Genomic DNA, 16067 nt, shown 5'->3' with positions numbered 1-16067 from the left:
TGAGGCGTACGTTTGCCTCTACCGCCTGTTTACAGGCGGTTTTTTTATGTCATATAGCAATATCGAACATTTGCGTTTTCGCCAGCAGGCAATAGAGCTGACAGTCGCTGTTTACCCCCAGTTTTTCCATCGCGCGCAGTTTATGGGCGCTGACGGTTTTATTACTCAAATGCAGCTGTCTGGCGATCTCTGTCAGACTCATCCCTTTGCAGAGCATACGCAACACATCAATTTCACGGGGCGAGAGCTCTTGCTCCGTTTGTGCGCCGGTCTGGAACAGGGAATGCATCAGCTCGCGCTCAATATAAACTTCCCCATTGATCACTGACGTCAGCGTTCTGCTCAGGGTTTTCTCACAGGTGTCCCGACTAATATAGGCTTTGGCGCCTGCCTCCAGCGACATGCGGATAAGCTGCGTGTTTTTGTAGGGCGAAAGCACAATGATTTTAAGCTGCGGATATTTACGGCTGAGCCATTTAATCAGCAATACGCCGTCCATTCCGTTGAGCGGGTTAACGGTTTGGCTGGTGGCAAGAGAAAAGCCAAGGAACAGAATGTCGACAGGCTGTTGGGATAGCAGTGAAAGCAGCTCAGATGGCGTTGCGGTATCGCCCTGAATGCAAAACTCCGGGCGGGGTGAGCCGTCGCTGAAAAGAGAGGGCATATTGGTGATCATGGATAAGACGCCACGACGGATAATGGTGTGCTCATCGGCAATAGCGATACGGACTTTCATGGTTTCTCCTTCGAAAATGTGGGCGACGGTAGGGATAACGCCGCCGGATGACCAGAAAGATACAGATCCTATGCAGAGCATTCTTTAGTACTTGTCAGATAATTCCTTCAGTGCGGTATCGAGTTGCTGCAGATTCGCTTCCATGCGTGCGCAGAAACGCGATGTCAGCGCAGGCAGGGCTTCAGCCGTTATGACCCCTGCCGCCAGCATCTCCGGCAACACTTCAATCACCTGACAGGTGCGGGTGGCGTTGCGCATGGCAAAGAGGCTCCAGGAGGCCTTCAGACGATGCGCGAGCTGGCTTAGCGTTTGCGGTGACGGGGTGTTTTCCCGTAGCTGTCGAATATCAAGGGTAATGGCTTCGCGCATTTGCTGGCGCATCAGGGTCATGATCTCCGGTTGACCGTTGGCCAGACGCCGGAGTTCGCTGAGGTCAGGCCCCTGATTGCGCAGGCTGTATTGCTGCGCCAGCGCCTGATGCAGGGCATTGAGGGAGAGCGGTTTTCGCAATAACGCGTCCATTCCGGCATGTTTTGCCCGATCGTCCTCACTCTGCAGCGCGCTGGCGGTGTAACCGAGAACAGCGGACGGCGCGGTGATGCTGCCGGCAATATCGCGCAGGAGTATTAACGATGTAAGTTGATAGCCGTCCATGAGGGCCATCTGGCAGTCGGTTATCAGGATATCCACCGGCTCGTTTTCCAGGCGCGCAAGCGCTTCGCCAGCGCTGGCGCAAGGAATAACCTCCTGACCCAGCTCCTGCAGCTGGAGCGCTAACACCGTCAGGTTTGCCGGAAAATCGTCAACGATCATAATGCGATGCGGTGGCAGCGGGGTTATTACAGGTGTCTCATCGGCCGTTGCCGCCGGGCTGGCGACATGAAGCGGTATGCTCACCGTCACCTGCGTACCGCTCCCCGCTTCGCTGGCTATCGTCAGCACGCCTCCCATCAGCTCGACTAACTGGTAACAGATCGCCAGCCCCAGCCCGCTGCTTTGCGGCGTGCTGCTGTCAGTCTGAAACCACGGCTGGCCGAGGTGTGGAAGGGCATCGGACGGGATACCGATGCCAGTGTCGCGAATCAACAGCTGCAAATGTTCACTGTTGAGCTCGGCGTGAAAAACAATTTCTCCCTGCGGCGTATATTTAATGGCGTTGCCCAACAGATTGGCGATGACCTGATTCAGCCGTGCTTTATCGAACAGGAACCAGCCATCGTGCGGCACGTTCAACTCGCTGCGCCAGTGGAGACCTTTAGCGTTGGCGCTGCTGGCAAAAATCTCCGCGCTGGCGTTAAGCGTCTGCCACAGGGGCCAGGCCTGTGGCTCCAGCCTTAACTCGCCTGCTTCAATCCGCGACAAATCCAGTACGCCGCCAATCACGTCGCGCAATGACCCGGCTGCCTGCCAGGCGATGTTGAGGGACTCGCTTTTGTCGCGCTCCATCTCAAGCAGGCCCAGCATGGCGTTGAGCGGGGTACGAATGTCATGGCTCATGCGGGCGAGGAAGTTCGATTTTTCAGTGCTGGCCTGCTCCGCCTGCGCCAGCGCCTGATTGAGCGCAGCGGTCAGCGCGGCTTTTTCAGTGATATCGATCCAGCCTCCGACCACGCCCTGAGGCCGCCCCCGCGTATCGGTATAGCGGCAAAGCCACCAGTAAAGGGTGGAATTGTTCTGTGTGGTTTCACCCGTTAACGGCGACGCGGCATGGAGCAGCGAGAGGCGATGCGGCAACGTAAACTGTTGGGCAAGCTCGCCCAAAGGCAGGCTGGAAAAGGGGGCGCCCTCTTCGGGCTGTGCCGTGAGTAACGATGAGTGAATAAAGGAGTCGTTATAGCGCGTCAGCCGCCCGGTCGGATCGCAGACAAACAGCGGCACCGGGACATTGTTCATCAGAGTTTGCCAGAGTGAGAGCGCGTTGTGCAGCTCTGCCGTGTCCCGCTCGCGCTGGCGTCGCTGGCTCTGCGCGGCGCTAAAGGTCAGCAGGGCGACGAATGCTGCGCAAATCGCCACCACGGCGAGCATGACCAGCCATAGCGATTGCACCGGGGCGGTGGGTGTCGTCTGTACGGCCTGCGACAGGTTAAGGCTCGCGTAGATATCAGCCTGCGTTACGGACGCTATGACCGCATTCACCCTTTTGGCATCCGCCGGGTCAGAAATATTTGGTACAAACCATAGAGGCACTTCCGGCAGCGCCAGCGGCGTCAGCGACAGATTGCTGGCGTTATGCTGGCGCAGCAGGTGATGGAGTATAAACGCATCGCCCGCAAGCCCGTCCGCGCCTCCGGCTTTGAGCAATTCAAAACCCTGATCGAGCGAGTTAACCAGCACCAGGTTATCCGCAGGTAATGCCTGACGCAGTAACGTGACGAGCGGAGAGATGCGTATGACGGCAATCCGCTTATGCTGTAATGCGGACAAGGAGCCGGAAAGCGGGTTGCTGTCCTCACTGAGCAGGGCCCAGCTCAGTGAGTCAAACGTGATGGCACTCTTTGACGGTGGCGTCGCGCTGGCGACTATGCGCAACGTGTTCTCCGCATACTGAAGCGGGGGCGCATCAAGGTTGAAGGTCAGGCTATACAGGTTGGACGGAAACAGATTGAGCAGCAGATCGCGCCATACCCCCTGAATATGCCCGTCAGGCGTGAGTGTGACCATTGGCGGCGAAATAGCGGGAAGCAAAACGTGCAGCGTGATTTTGGGCGCATTTTCCTTCACGGGGGAATGGCGGGCGTCAAAGACGCTGCCGTCCGGCAAAAGCCACTTTTGTTCCAGCCATTCAGCGTCTTCCGGGTTAAGGGTGTGAATACGCTCGTTGAAGATTTCCAGCGTGTTTGCCTGCTCAGGCAGAGCCCAGGCACGAAAATGTAGCGGGGGAGTATCGTCCAGCGGCGTCAGGGTCAGCGTGGTGGCGGGGGAGTGGGTCAGCCAGTTACGTAAAACAAACTCCGGGGCGATGAATTCCCGCGCTTTCCCTGCTGCCAGCTGCCTGACGTTTTCTCCCGGTGAGGCTGAACCCGTCGCAGAGCAGCGGGCCGCGACCTCTGACTGTAATTCCGGAAAACACAGTGTACCGCCGCGTCCCTCTTTTATGCTCAGGGACGCCAGCGGGAAAGCGAACATTGGCTCGCTGGCGACCAGATCGGCTGCAGGACGCCTTGCGGCAATTAACACATCGATGCGCTTTCGCTTCAACGCATCCAGCGCCGTTGCCGGGTCGCTAAAACGCTGGACGTCCGGCAGCGTCGTATTGCTAAACAATATGCTGAGTTCATCATCCAGAATTCCCGGCGGCCGATCGATAGCGAGAAAAGGCGGCGCGGCGCTCAGCAGGCCCACGCGCAGCGCGCCAGCCGCCGCGTGCCCGCTTATCAGCATGAGGATAAATAATGTCGCCAGCCAGCCTCTGCGCATGCTCAGCTAACCAGCCCCAGACTTTGCGCGCACTGAAGCAGCTCGAAATCATTCCTGGCGTTGAGTTTGCTCATGGCACTCTTTTTTTGCGTACTGATGGTCTGCTTCGTCCGGTTAAGCTGGGCGCTGATCTGGTTCACGGTGAAACCGCGCACCAGCAGGCGCAGCACTTCTGTTTCCCGTTCGGTCAACTGTGCCTGAGGCTTCACCGGTTCGATTTGCCCCCGCAGGGTGCTGCGCAGCGTCTGCAGCAGATTGTTGGACAAACTGGCTTTGTTGAGAACGGCATGCACCCCGCTGCGCCGCAGCGAGTCCAGAAGCTCAGGATTGGTGATCATGGTGACCACCACAATCATGCTCTGCGGATAATGGCGAATCAGCGAGCGGATCATGGTTAATCCGTCCGGGCTGCGCGTGCCGGGCATACTCAGGTCGGTGATGATGATATCGACAGGCTCGCTCGCCAGTTTATTCATGAGTTCATCAGCACTGAGCGCTTCGTGAACGACCCGATAAAGGTCCGGGCGCGTCTGCAGCAATGTGCGCAAGCCTAATAAATAGACAGGGTGGTCGTCGGCAATCAGAACTGTTTTTAGCATGACATCCGATCCGGCAAGGAAAAGACAGGTGTTCACCGCACATCTTAGCGAATGGCGCTTTAGCATCACTCTTACAGTGTAGAGCAGAGTGAGGTGAAAAAGAGTAGCTAAAAAGTGGTGGGCTGTATAGTTGCTGGGGGGCATCAGCCGATCCTGATGGAAAACCGAAAGGTAAAGTAACGACGTTTTCACATTCTATGATAGAGATTTTTTCCGGAGCAGCTGAATGGTTTGTTATTTATCGCGAAATAGCGGCATGGAGGACGATATTTCTCAGGTACGGAAAGGAATTCCTTATTGTTCAGGTTGAATATCAGGTATTACTCAGGCGTTACTCAGAATAAACTTTCTGAACTCATGAATTGGTTGTGGAAAAATCAGGACGGGAAATAGCGCAAAGAGCGAAGGTACTATCATTTATAAGGATATGTTGTTAATTTGTGCCTGAATTAGATAACAGACATGTAACTGTTAATACCTGCGCTTTTTCGTCATAACAATGTAAACGCTGTAATTTTATTATCCAGGACCTACCCGTGAATAACGAAGAAATCTCTCTTTCAGCGTCAGTAACGTTCGTACCGGAAAAATCATCTCTGGCAACCGTGGATCATGGTGATATACATCTGACGCCCAACGAGCGTCGTTTGCTGGAGTTGATCCTCAGCGGCAAATGTAAAAAAGAGACCATATTTGAAGAGATCTGGCTTAACCAGGGCATGATTGTTAGCGAATCCAGCTATCACCAGCTTATAAAAATGCTCCGCCGCAAGCTGCAAAATGCCGGACTGCCGGGCTCGATCATTAAAACCATTCCCCGTTATGGTGTAGTACTGGCACCCTGCGAAACGCAGGACAGTGAGGTCGCTTGCCCGCCGCCAGAAGAGCCTGATAACGCGTCTTGTCCCACTCCCGTCGATTGCCCGTCGTTGCCTGCTATCACGGCGGAGTCAATGAAAACTCCCTCACGTCAATACGGGACTCTGCTGGCGGCGCTGTGCAGCTTGTTGATTACCCTTCCAACGCTGGTGGTGGTCTGCACGGCGGACACGCCGCAGGCGTTTCAGGAAAATCTCTACGTAGATGGCGTCATGTTTCATCTCTCTTCGCTGCGCAGTGTCGATCGGCAGGCTCTGGCGAGAAAGCGGCATGCCCTGCCGGCGGGCATCAATAACGTGTACATCGCGTCGAACGGTCCAAAAGTGTTCGTTGCGCAATGTGAAGGCGAACTATCTCAGGAGGGAAAATGCGGTTACGAATACTATTCGTCATATTGATGGTTTGCATCAGCGTTTCGCTGGGTGGCGCGCTGGCTTACCTGACCAGCAACTACCTGGAAAGTAGAAAAGTGCCCGCCGAGCCCTGCAGCAGCGTCATACGTAATGGCAAATTTATTGATGAAAGCCTGCAGCATTACCAGTTTAATGGTGTGATCACTTGGTGGCCTAAACTCCACAGGCTAACGCTATTTGGTGTAAAAACCGATGAGGCCGGTAACCGGGTATTCAACCGAACCCTGCAGTTAAAATCGGTGACACAGAAGGGAAACGTCATCAATGGCCGGGTGGCAGAATTAAAAATTGCCGTTGGCGATCAGCTGCCGGAGAAGACCTTTCTGATAAGTGAAGATGGTCAGTATATTAACCTGTTATTCAAGCCGATTAATAAAGATAGCTGGCTGATGAAAATTAATGATAACTGGGTAGCAATGTGTGAGTATAAATAATCTCACGATAATTTTATTATAAGACATATCCAGGCTGACGAGTTTTAAATCTGCTGCTGCAGTGAGCTGTTCTCCTGTTTTCAGGAAGATGAATATCCTATCTTGCGGGACAGGATTTCATTATTAAACCTGGAGCAGGATATCTCCCATGTTAAAGAAAAATAAAATATCTCTGAGCGCTATCGCCGCGGGGCTGGCGTTAAGCGGAATGCTGGTCAGCACGTTTAGCCATGCGGCCGCAACCGACGCCGCCTCACAGATGCCGGATATCAGTCAGAAAAAAATTCTCGTAGGTTATTGGCACAACTGGGGAATTAACCCGGAAGAGATAGACAAAGCGCGCGGCTATCAGGGAGGCTTACCTTCTGATATGTCGCTGCGTGAAGTGCCGAGAGGCTACAACGTCGTCAACGTCTCCTTCATGAAAGTTATGGATGGCCAGAGCGGGAATATCCCCACCTTCAAACCCTACAACGCGAGCGATGAGGAGTTCCGCGCTCAGGTTGCAGAGCTGAACGAGCAGGGGCGCGCGGTGTTGATTTCACTGGGCGGCGCTGACGCGCACATTGCACTGAACAAAGACCAGACTGAAGCGCTTGCGGCGGAGATTATTCGCCTGACCGATCGCTATGGTTTTGATGGTCTTGATATCGACCTGGAGCAGACGGCCATTACCGCGGCTGACAACAGTACGGTGATCCCGGCGGCGCTGAAAATGGTGCGCGACCATTATCAGCAGCAGGGCAAACACTTCATCATCAGCATGGCGCCAGAGTTCCCCTATCTCCAGGCCGATCGCGGGGTGAACTACAAAGCCTACCTGCAAAATCTTGAGGGCGTGTATGACTTTATCGCTCCACAGTATTACAACCAGGCGGGCGACGGCGTGAATATGATGACGCAGGAGGAGAAGGACGAAGTCGGTGAATGGTGGCTGCCGCAGGAATGGGGGAAGGGCTATAGCGACCGTCAAAAAGAGCTTTTCCTTTACTATCTCACCGACAGCCTGGCAAACGGGACGCGCGGTTATGTGAAGATCCCGGCGAACAAGCTGGTGATTGGTCTTCCGGCCAACCCGGATGCGGCAGGAACCGGCTATGTGCGAGACGCGCAGAGTGTCTTTAACGCACTTTCGCGACTGGAAGAGAAAAATGAAGCGGTAAAAGGGCTCATGACCTGGTCAGTGAACTGGGACAATGGCAACACTAAAAATGGTCAACATTACGGCTATGAATTTCTGAACCGCTACCAGAGCATCCTTGACGGCAGTCTACCGGATGGGGGCGACGAAACAGATACTCAGGCGCCAACACAGGTGCAGGGCGTGCAGGCCACGCTGAAGGGGCAGGATGTTTCGCTCAGCTGGCTGCCAGCTAAGGATAATGCTGGCGTGGCGGGGTATGCCATCTGGCGCGGTCTGGAAAAGATCGGTGATACCCATGAACTCAACTTTACTGACACCCAAACCCAGCCTGGCATGAGCTATCGCTATACGGTCATCGCCTATGATGCAGCCAACAACTTCGCTACGCCGAGCCAGCCGGTCAATGTTACCGTGCCCGATAATGACGATGGCGGAGGCGAAGAGGGCGGCCAGGGCGGCGACGTTACCCCATTCACGCCGGGTAAACTCTATGCCGTAGGGGATAAAGTGCTCTATGAGGGCAACGTTTATCGCTGTCAGATTGGCCATACAGGTGCCAGCCATTGGTCGCCGGATCGGGCCCGCAACTTGTGGGTAGCTGAATAACCTATTTCTTAAACAGCATGGCTTCGCAGGGAGCCGTGCTGTTTGTTTTACAGGACAACGACTATGCAAACTTCTCTGGTTATTGCCAAACGTTACGATCGGTTTTCTCGCCTTCTGCACTGGGTGGTCGCAGCCGTCATTATCTACGCGATGTGCATGGGCTATATTCTGCACGCGCTGGAAGGAACCCGCTGGTTTACCTTCTTCTCCGTGCTGAATATGTCGCTGGGTACCATCGCCACGCCTGTCATGATGGTGCGCTTCGTCTGGCGTTTCTTCCGCCCTTCGGTGCCCTATCCGGCAACGGTAGCCGGACGTAAAAAACAGCTGGTGGTATTTATTCATGAGCTGTTTTATCTGACCATTATGGTGGTGCTGGTTAGCGGTTTTCTGATGCTGCAAAAAGACTACAACCTGTTTGGTCTGGTGCCGGTTTCCCGCCCGATTGCCATCGCCGAAGTGAATGCGTTTTTCTTCCAGGTGCATCGCTATAGCTGCATTCTGCTGGGTGTGATTCTGCTTGGGCATGTCGCGGCGGTGTTGAAATACGCCTTTAGCGGGCAGCGGGAGATTCTGCAGCGGATGCTGTGAGAAAGAGGCTCACTCCTCCCATCAGATGCGCGGTGTTGCCAATCCTGTGAAACATCACCATCCCGCGCATCTGCCTTCCGTGCAGCGTTTGCAGAACAACTTCCCGGGCAAAGCTGCTTTCACGTTGCTGTGAGTACCAGGCGCGAAAACCGGGCAGGAACGGCGTATCGCAGTGTGCGTCCAGTAGCATCAGGGTGCTCAGCGTCTTTTCCTCATCAGGGAACAGCGCTTCCGTACTGCCTTGCCAGTGGATCTCCTCCTCTGGCATCGAGAGGCGAAACACGACGCAAGAACCCGTCTGCGACAGGCGAATAATGATGGCACTGGTGCTGGCCGCGAGCGCCTGTTGCTGTTGGATCCAGCGGCGGTACTGATATAAACAGTTGGCAAAAATCGCCGAAAATACCAGGTACCACTGCGCCTGCCAGATTGCGGGGATGAGATCGGGCGTTAGCGTGTAAAAAATCCCTTCCCGCTGCTGGGTCGCCAGCACCACAATCAGGTATTGAATAAGCAGCAGAGCGCCAACGCCGCGTCCGGAGAGCGCAAACACGCTCAGTAAAACCACCGTCGTTTGCACCAGCAGCAGGTTTAGCCCCTGCCAGAGCGGTGGCAGGAAAAAGTACCCCGTCATCAGCACCAGGGTATTCGCGGCAAGAAGCAGAGCTTCCCGCCCGTTAAACCGCGGGTGCGACAGCATTTTGCTCTCACGCAGCAGCGGCAGAATGGCGAGAATGCCGGTTAATGCCGCCAGCACCCAGGAAAAAAAATGCAGAGGCGCAATCGGATACCCTGAGAGTAACAGCGCCAGATTAAGCAGCAGGCTGCCGCAAAAAATGCTGAAGATTAACTGCAGGGGGTAGATCAGTTCACCAATAATCGGCCTGCGCGCAAAACGCAGCGCAGGCAGTTGCGCATTCAGACGAAAGACGGCGACGCACAGTGGAAATATCGCGACGTCGAAGAGGGCGAACAGGCACGCCAGCGTGAGCGGGCGGCCTATCCAGACGCCAGCAAACACATGCAGCAAGCCCGCGGTAGCCAGCCACAGCGGCCACTCTCGCGGGGCCGTCAGCCATAACGCGGCGAAAAGCAGCGGCGCCGGGAGCCAGAGCGTGGTGGAGAGGCTCCAGCTATCCCGCGTATGAAAGCTCAGCAATGCCAGCAGGATATAGAGACCCGAAAAGGCCAGCCAGCGGATAATATTGGTAATCAGCGTTGTTCTCCCACTGAGGCATTCAGCGTTATTCAGGTATTTATCATTTTAAGCTCAATTATTTTATCGTCGCTATTGATACGCTGGGATTTTTTCTAAAGGGCTTAACGATGGACTGGCAAAGCGACAAACGCGATCCTGCTACCCTGTGGTTTTCACTTTCTTCACGAGCGGCAGAACATGAACAGGGAAAGGAGTGGCATATCGCGGCATTATTGTGGAAAGAAGCGGCACAATATGCAAAAGCGCATCTGAATATTGAATGGGCGAACTTGCGCGGAGACTTTTGTACTTTACGTGCAAACAGGCTGCCTAAATATAACGAGTAGTCTCTGCTATTATCGGAGAATGCATGTCCCTCAGAGTGTGGAACCATGGTTGAGAGTGTAATACTCGTTTTTAGCGTTTTTCTGGGCGCCATTATCGGCAGTTTTTGCAATGTCATCATTTATCGGCTCCCCTTGATTCTCCACGGTGAAGCACTCTCTTTATCGTGGCCTGCTTCCCACTGCCCACGCTGTAAACACCCCATTAAATTTCGCCACAATGTTCCTCTGATGGGCTGGCTGCTGCTGCGCGGGCGCTGCGCCAGCTGTGGTCAGGCGATATCGTGGCGCTATCCGCTGGTTGAAGGGCTTATGGCGCTGCTGTACGGAGTGATTATCTGGCAGCAGGGCATCACGCCGCAGAGCCTGTTCGACCTGCTGGCGGTGACGTTTTTGCTGCCGCTGCTGTTTATTGACCTGCGCACCATGCTCCTGCCCGACCGTCTGACGCTCCCGCTGCTAGTGATGTCGCTAGCGTTTGCAGTCAGCGGCTATAGCCGGGTGGAGCCAACGCAGGCATTAATCGCCGCTCTGCTGGGATTTGGCGTGCCCTGGACGCTCTCTTTGCTGTTCCGTTTATTGCGCGGCCATGAAGGGATGGGGATGGGGGATATGAAACTGCTGGCGGCGATCGGGGCGTGGCTTGGCCCGCTGGCGCTGCTGGATGTTTTTGTTGCCTCGACCCTGCTGGCGCTGATCACGGCGCTGATTCTGTTGCGGATCAAGCCCGGTCAACCGTTTCCCTTCGGACCGTATCCGATTATTGCCGCGATAGGGTGGGTGATCTTATACCGATAAAAAAGCGCCGGAACGAAGGGGCGATTTCCGGCGCAAAAATGATAACGAAAGTGTAGGCAGGGAATGATAATGTGAGGCGCGGGTCAGTGAAGACCCGGCCAGAGTTAACTTACAGTATTATTTGCACTCTTTAGGCATGTTGGCAGCACCTTCTTTCTTCCAGACGCCCCACTCGCCATCGGAACCAGGCTTAACGCCTCGGGTTTCCCAGCTGTTCAGCCAGATGTTGCCCTCATAGCTCACTTTTTCACAAGGTGTCTTGTAAGTCTTGCTGTGATCCCAGGCTTTTACATCGGTTTGCGCCGGGCGCAGCTTGATCACCTTCGTTGCCGTGGAGACTTTACCGGTGTCAGGCGCCGTCACTTTCACCTGCAGCGTCACGTCCACATTGTCGGTATACGGATGTTTACCCATGAGGTTGGTGCTGAAGTTATTTGGTGACGAGATCTGAATCTTATCGGCGTGATTCAGTGCGGACCATTCAATTTTTGCCCCTTTTAACGAGTCATTATTTTTGGACACGACGGCGGCAGCAATAACGTCACTGCCAACAATGGTGTCCTGGTTGTTGCCCGTATTGATCTGCACATCTGAAGCCTGCTGCGCTTCCTTCACGGTCACGGTGATATCGTCGGTGCTGGTTTTGCCATTTTTGGCCGTCACCGTCAGGCGATAGGTCACTTTACCGATTTTGCCGGGTTTAATCAGCGCACGGGCTTTTGCCGCGTGGACGGTTGAAACCCATTCGCCACCGTTAGCAACCTGCAACGCACCAATGTCCTGCCCTGAAACGATAGTCCATTGGTATTTTTCAGCATTGACGCTTGCGGAACCGTTAAGGTCATAACCACGTGATTCACTGTTGCTGTAAACGGTGAAGTCACTGCCTGCCTTCGCCTCCGGTGCCGTGCTATCCGCTTCAGCTTTGGCATTCAGGGTGACGGTTTTTGAATCACTCACGTTTTTATCATTGGTGACGGTCAGCTTCACGTTGACGGTAAAATCGCTCTCAGGTTTAGCCTTCAGGCGAATGCTGGCTTTAGCACTGGTACTGTTTTCCAGAATGACCTTATCGGCATTGCTGGTGACGGCCCAGCTGTACTTCAGCTCTTTCCCCGTTGAGGCGCTACCGTCCAGCGACAGCGTGCTGGTTGACAGGTTATGACTGGATGGCGTGACGTTGGCCACCGGTTTGGTAATGACTTCACCGCCAAAATCGACGTCAATCATCTGATAAAATGCGTTATCGGTATCGCGCACGCGCCAGACGGCATAAATTTTCTGCTTACCTTCACGCTCCGGTACGTCGCAGGTGTGGGTTTCGAAGCCTGTCGGGAGCGAAATATCGGCCGACGGGTTGCCTGGCGCATAGGTATAAACCTTATGGCAGAATGGCTTATCTTCAAACATCGCCCTGGTCAGGCGCGAATCCGCACCCGGAACAGACTGCCAGTCCGGCTTAGTGATGTAGTAGGTAAAATAGGTGGTGCGGTGCTTAGCCGGTAAATGCCATTTAAACTGGTGCGGACCCGCAGACATCGGGTTGTTGTAGGTATTCTGCTTTTCGTCATCAAGCTTGCTGAAGGCGGGAGTTGCCGTTGAACCACCGCTTGCCAGTTTTCCATCCGGCGGGAACTGGAACAGCTGTTCGTTGGCGATCGGGGTTGGGCTCATATCGTTGCCAGCCGGGAGCTTCGGCGCTTCCACGGCGTCAGCAGGCCAGACGTTACTATGCTCACCTTTATCGTTCATCGGCGGGAAATGAATCACCGAACGGGATTTTGGTTCAAAAACATAGCCATGCGCCAGTGCGCCCGTGGAATACATACCAATCAATGCCACGGCTAACGCCGACGTAATATTATTCATCTTGAGTAGTTTCAAAATAATCTTCCCTGAATTAATTGAAGGACACTTCTACGTGACTGAGAGGGTTGTTCTGTTTGGCATACACCTTATTTGGCTCTGACTCATCAGGTGTAATCTCGCCGTTGCTGTGCCTGAAACCGGCACGCAGTTCGGGGTGCTGCTGATTGATAGCCTGGGCGAGGGCGTAGGACCAGTGGGCCTCTTCGCCAGCAAGAATGGTGACGCGCGTTTCCAGATTTGGCAGTTCGGTTCCGTCGTTAAAGAAGCGTGCACGAATCGTTTGCCCTTCAACGACCTTCACTTTCTCACCGTTGACGGCGCGTTCCAGCGTGCCTAGTTCTTTCATGCAGTTCTGGTGACCCTGTTCGCAGTTTGCCGATGGCGAGGTCGTGGCGGCGTTAGCTGAAACGCTGACGCCCGCCCCTGCCAGTAAAGCGGCAAGGACAAAAGCAGATCCTGTTAATTTCATAAGTTCCCTTATTTATTACTGAACAATAACGAAAAGTTAATCTCACCTGCGGCGCAGGTAAAAAGGCGTTATTACCGTGTGATAACAGGGACAAATAGTAACGGGAGGAGACAACCGGCTTGAATAAGAGACTTCTCTGAGCAATTAAGAGTCGGGGAGTTTCGGCAGAGAAGAGCGACCGTTCGTGCTGTAAAGAGGGCGGAGCGCGACAGAGTATGAAATAGTACTGCCAATTTCAGTCCTTGACGCATATTAATAAAATCTGAGCGAGTACGGAGTTTACGAAATGACGTTTTTACGGTTGTCCTGAGTGTTGAATTAATAAAATAAAGCCTGGCTTATATCCAGGCTTTACTATTATGTTAACCAAAAGGCTTTTTAAGGGCAGCTATTATTAGCTGCATCCGACGTTCGCCATGCCCCCCACTCACCGCCGCTTCCTGGCTCTTCTTGTCCTGCGTTGACATACCACTGATTCAGCCAGATTTTGCCGTTATGCGATACGCGGGTACATTTCACCGGGTAGGCGATCCGCGGGTTATACGCTTCTGAGCTGTCATCAGGAATATCAGGTAACTGTGGTTTTTTCACCGTTACGGTGATCTTCTCAGCGCTCACGCTTCCGTCTTTGCCCGTGACGGTTAACCAGTAGGTTGCTTCTCCGTCTGTATTGGCGGGAATGAGTGCCCGGGCGGTAGGCCCTGAAACTTCACGTACCCAGCCTCCGGCATGTTTCTCCTGTAGCCAGAATGTGCCAGTACTGTTTTTGTCGATAGTCCATTTCCAGGAGACGGCATTCTTGCTTGCGCTCCCGTCTAACTGATACGCACGGGAAGAATCGGTCGTGCCGGTAACGGTAAAGCTTTCTCCCGGCACTGCCTTTACTTCCTCCTGTTCTTCCTCTTTGAGTTCCAGAATCCTGGCTACCGCTTTTGCCATATTGGGGTGAGTACCTACTTTCGCTGAATCCCCCGCAGCTAAAGGTGTTCCGGTTTCCTGGAGAATGGAGCGCATCTGTTGAGGCGTGACGGTGATATTGTGCGCTTTTGCAATGGCCGACAGGCTGGCGACCACGCCTGCGATAATCGGGTTCGCGGAGGACGTGCCGGAGAAACTTGAGGTGTATTCCGCATTTTTTATGCTATGCAAACCGCCGTAACCCGTAGTAACCACATCCCAGCAGCCCCAGCTGGCGCTGGTCACACGTGAGCCATAGGTGCTGAAAGAGGCTTTTTTGCCATTGTTTGCACAAAACGCGCCAGCAATGATTGCGCCGGAATCCCGCTTTTTAACGTCAAATTTTCCATTAAATCCTGCGTGATCGAGGTTGATATTGCCATTGCCTGCCGCCTGAATCACGTGCACGCCCTTATCCGTCAGCGCTTTTATCACGTCATAATAGGCTGGAGCGTTTTCCTGGGGGACATAGCAAGAGGAGGTGCAACCTGTCACATCTCCTCCGCCGGTCTGCATACCAATTTGCACCACATCTCCTGCCTGGAGTCTGGGGATCATATTGTAGAGATTATTGGCCTGCCATTTGACGTATCCCATACGGGCGTTCCACGTCAGACCTTTGATGCCCGCATTGATATCTTTCGCCGCCATAATCCCGACGGAGCTGGTGTCGTGATCTTCGCCTGGCGTATAGCGCTTATCACCTTCATGGAAATCGATCGGCGGCAAATTCACATGGCTGGTATTCCATGCGTTGTTTTCCATTGAGACCAGCGAAATGCCGCTACCATCGTGCCCTGAATACTGATTTACGCTGTCGCGATTAACGCCACCCATATAGTAGCCGGGCCGTTTTTCATCTGGCGATTTGGTGTAATCCTGCAATCCACGAAAATCCGGGACGGTGGCCTGGCTGGTACTGTTCAGGGCATAGCTCAGCCCGGAATAGGGCGGCAGGTCGGGAACAGTGACCCCCTTTTCCAGCGATACCGGCATAGATTCCGGGTAAGCCAGCTCAATATCTTGTCGCGCCGCCAGTTCATTAATTACGTCATTGATATATGCCGCGTCATGTTGCTTATCGGCTGGCAGGGCTATACGTAAATAACGGTTAAAGCCGTAGCGTTCATTAAGCGCATCCATCTCGCTTAATTCACTGCTGCGCAAATGATTTGCCGTAAATAACGGACTCACGGCGAGGGTACTGTCGCGTAATGAAAAGGGTGAAGACTTATTAAGCGTTGTACCGGGTTTTAATTTCACGATAACGGAGAGATACGAAGTGCCTTCCCAGGCTTGCTCGTGCGCGACGGAATTTTGCGCAAAAGCGGGGGCACTCAAAAGTGCACAAATAAGCAGGGCCAGTCCAGTTTTATTCATGTCAACGATCTTCCTTATTAAATGACATCCAGAGTATTGCTGGGATCATCCTGCCATTAGGGGAAAACCTGCATAAGAAGAAGGTCAGCAATAAAATTGCGAGGTGTCTGTTCCATGTTAAGAATTACCTGCTCCGGAAAATATACGGCTGAAATTGGGCTGAGAAATTTATGAAGCAGGCTGAAAGAGTTGTTAAACATCAATGCCTAAGTATTGAATTTAATGAGGGGCGG

At 53.6% G+C, this 16067-nt stretch carries 13 protein-coding genes; 6 read left to right on the top strand and 7 right to left on the bottom strand.

Annotated elements, in window-relative coordinates; translation table 11 throughout:
* Positions 1 to 49: 49 nt before the first annotated feature.
* The 3 genes from IM314_RS19365 to IM314_RS19355 form a co-directional block, all read right to left on the bottom strand.
* Complete coding sequence (locus IM314_RS19365; RefSeq protein WP_041911170.1) at positions 50 to 736, bottom strand: response regulator transcription factor; 687 nt, start codon at positions 734 to 736, stop codon at positions 50 to 52.
* Between the two features lie 84 nt (positions 737 to 820).
* Entirely contained in the window at positions 821 to 4153 is a 3333-nt protein-coding gene (locus tag IM314_RS19360) for an ATP-binding protein (RefSeq protein ID WP_193358838.1), read from the bottom strand.
* A gap of 2 nt (positions 4154 to 4155) precedes the next feature.
* Entirely contained in the window at positions 4156 to 4752 is a 597-nt protein-coding gene (locus tag IM314_RS19355; protein ID WP_041911168.1) for a response regulator transcription factor, read from the bottom strand.
* A 536-nt stretch (positions 4753 to 5288) separates the two neighbouring features.
* Here IM314_RS19355 and IM314_RS19350 point away from each other — a divergent pair.
* The 4 genes from IM314_RS19350 to IM314_RS19335 all read left to right on the top strand — a co-directional run bounded on the left by IM314_RS19350 (position 5289) and on the right by IM314_RS19335 (position 8819).
* Positions 5289 to 6029: a helix-turn-helix domain-containing protein gene (locus IM314_RS19350; protein WP_188246085.1), complete on the top strand. Its 741-nt coding sequence runs from the start codon at positions 5289 to 5291 to the stop codon at positions 6027 to 6029.
* Entirely contained in the window at positions 5999 to 6478 is a 480-nt protein-coding gene (locus tag IM314_RS19345) for a hypothetical protein (protein ID WP_126296587.1), read from the top strand. The genes IM314_RS19350 and IM314_RS19345 overlap by 31 nt, the downstream gene beginning before the upstream one ends.
* A gap of 148 nt (positions 6479 to 6626) precedes the next feature.
* Positions 6627 to 8228, top strand: a complete 1602-nt coding sequence (locus IM314_RS22080; protein WP_305038589.1) for a glycosyl hydrolase family 18 protein — start codon at positions 6627 to 6629, stop codon at positions 8226 to 8228.
* A 63-nt stretch (positions 8229 to 8291) separates the two neighbouring features.
* Positions 8292 to 8819: a cytochrome b gene (locus IM314_RS19335; RefSeq protein ID WP_193358839.1), complete on the top strand. Its 528-nt coding sequence runs from the start codon at positions 8292 to 8294 to the stop codon at positions 8817 to 8819.
* Here IM314_RS19335 and IM314_RS19330 read toward each other — a convergent pair.
* The gene (locus IM314_RS19330) at positions 8782 to 9978 is read right to left on the bottom strand and encodes a hypothetical protein (protein ID WP_193358840.1); all 1197 of its coding nucleotides are present in this window, start codon (positions 9976 to 9978) and stop codon (positions 8782 to 8784) included. The two genes, IM314_RS19335 and IM314_RS19330, sit on opposite strands and share 38 nt — an antisense overlap.
* A gap of 167 nt (positions 9979 to 10145) precedes the next feature.
* Here IM314_RS19330 and IM314_RS19325 point away from each other — a divergent pair, with 167 nt between their 5' ends.
* Positions 10146 to 10364, top strand: a complete 219-nt coding sequence (locus tag IM314_RS19325; RefSeq protein WP_120247323.1) for an ANR family transcriptional regulator — start codon at positions 10146 to 10148, stop codon at positions 10362 to 10364.
* Positions 10365 to 10409: 45 nt separating this feature from the next.
* Positions 10410 to 11159, top strand: coding sequence for an A24 family peptidase (locus IM314_RS19320; RefSeq protein ID WP_041911164.1), 750 nt, complete (start codon positions 10410 to 10412; stop codon positions 11157 to 11159).
* 117 nt (positions 11160 to 11276) lie between these two features.
* Here the strand turns inward: IM314_RS19320 and IM314_RS19315 are convergent, their stop codons facing one another.
* The 3 genes from IM314_RS19315 to IM314_RS19305 form a co-directional block, all read right to left on the bottom strand.
* Positions 11277 to 13043, bottom strand: a complete 1767-nt coding sequence (locus IM314_RS19315; protein WP_126296588.1) for a lytic polysaccharide monooxygenase — start codon at positions 13041 to 13043, stop codon at positions 11277 to 11279.
* Positions 13044 to 13059: 16 nt separating this feature from the next.
* Positions 13060 to 13497 carry a hypothetical protein gene (locus tag IM314_RS19310; protein ID WP_041911163.1) on the bottom strand — a complete coding sequence of 146 codons (438 nt, stop codon included), beginning with the start codon at positions 13495 to 13497 and terminating at the stop codon, positions 13060 to 13062.
* Between the two features lie 378 nt (positions 13498 to 13875).
* Positions 13876 to 15834 (bottom strand): S8 family serine peptidase, encoded by a 1959-nt coding sequence (locus tag IM314_RS19305; RefSeq protein ID WP_193358841.1) that lies wholly within the window; start codon positions 15832 to 15834, stop codon positions 13876 to 13878.
* Positions 15835 to 16067 lie beyond the last annotated feature (233 nt).

This window comes from Enterobacter cloacae complex sp. P42RS, assembly GCF_014930595.1.
GTDB classification, from domain to species: Bacteria; Pseudomonadota; Gammaproteobacteria; order Enterobacterales; family Enterobacteriaceae; genus Enterobacter; species Enterobacter bugandensis.
Note: the sequence above shows the minus strand (reverse complement) of the source record. Positions and strands in the feature narration are given on the sequence as shown.

Excerpts from the sequence above, each read along its gene's own strand:
- IM314_RS19320 (WP_041911164.1), top strand. The coding sequence starts at position 10,410 with ATGGTTGAGAGTGTAATACTCGTTTTTAGCGTTTTTCTGGGCGCCATT.
- IM314_RS19355 (WP_041911168.1), bottom strand. The coding sequence starts at position 4,752 with ATGCTAAAAACAGTTCTGATTGCCGACGACCACCCTGTCTATTTATTA.
- IM314_RS19365 (WP_041911170.1), bottom strand. The coding sequence starts at position 736 with ATGAAAGTCCGTATCGCTATTGCCGATGAGCACACCATTATCCGTCGT.
- IM314_RS19310 (WP_041911163.1), bottom strand. The coding sequence starts at position 13,497 with ATGAAATTAACAGGATCTGCTTTTGTCCTTGCCGCTTTACTGGCAGGG.
- IM314_RS19360 (WP_193358838.1), bottom strand. The coding sequence starts at position 4,153 with ATGCGCAGAGGCTGGCTGGCGACATTATTTATCCTCATGCTGATAAGC.
- IM314_RS19345 (WP_126296587.1), top strand. The coding sequence starts at position 5,999 with ATGCGGTTACGAATACTATTCGTCATATTGATGGTTTGCATCAGCGTT.
- IM314_RS22080 (WP_305038589.1), top strand. The coding sequence starts at position 6,627 with ATGTTAAAGAAAAATAAAATATCTCTGAGCGCTATCGCCGCGGGGCTG.
- IM314_RS19305 (WP_193358841.1), bottom strand. The coding sequence starts at position 15,834 with ATGAATAAAACTGGACTGGCCCTGCTTATTTGTGCACTTTTGAGTGCC.
- IM314_RS19335 (WP_193358839.1), top strand. The coding sequence starts at position 8,292 with ATGCAAACTTCTCTGGTTATTGCCAAACGTTACGATCGGTTTTCTCGC.
- IM314_RS19325 (WP_120247323.1), top strand. The coding sequence starts at position 10,146 with ATGGACTGGCAAAGCGACAAACGCGATCCTGCTACCCTGTGGTTTTCA.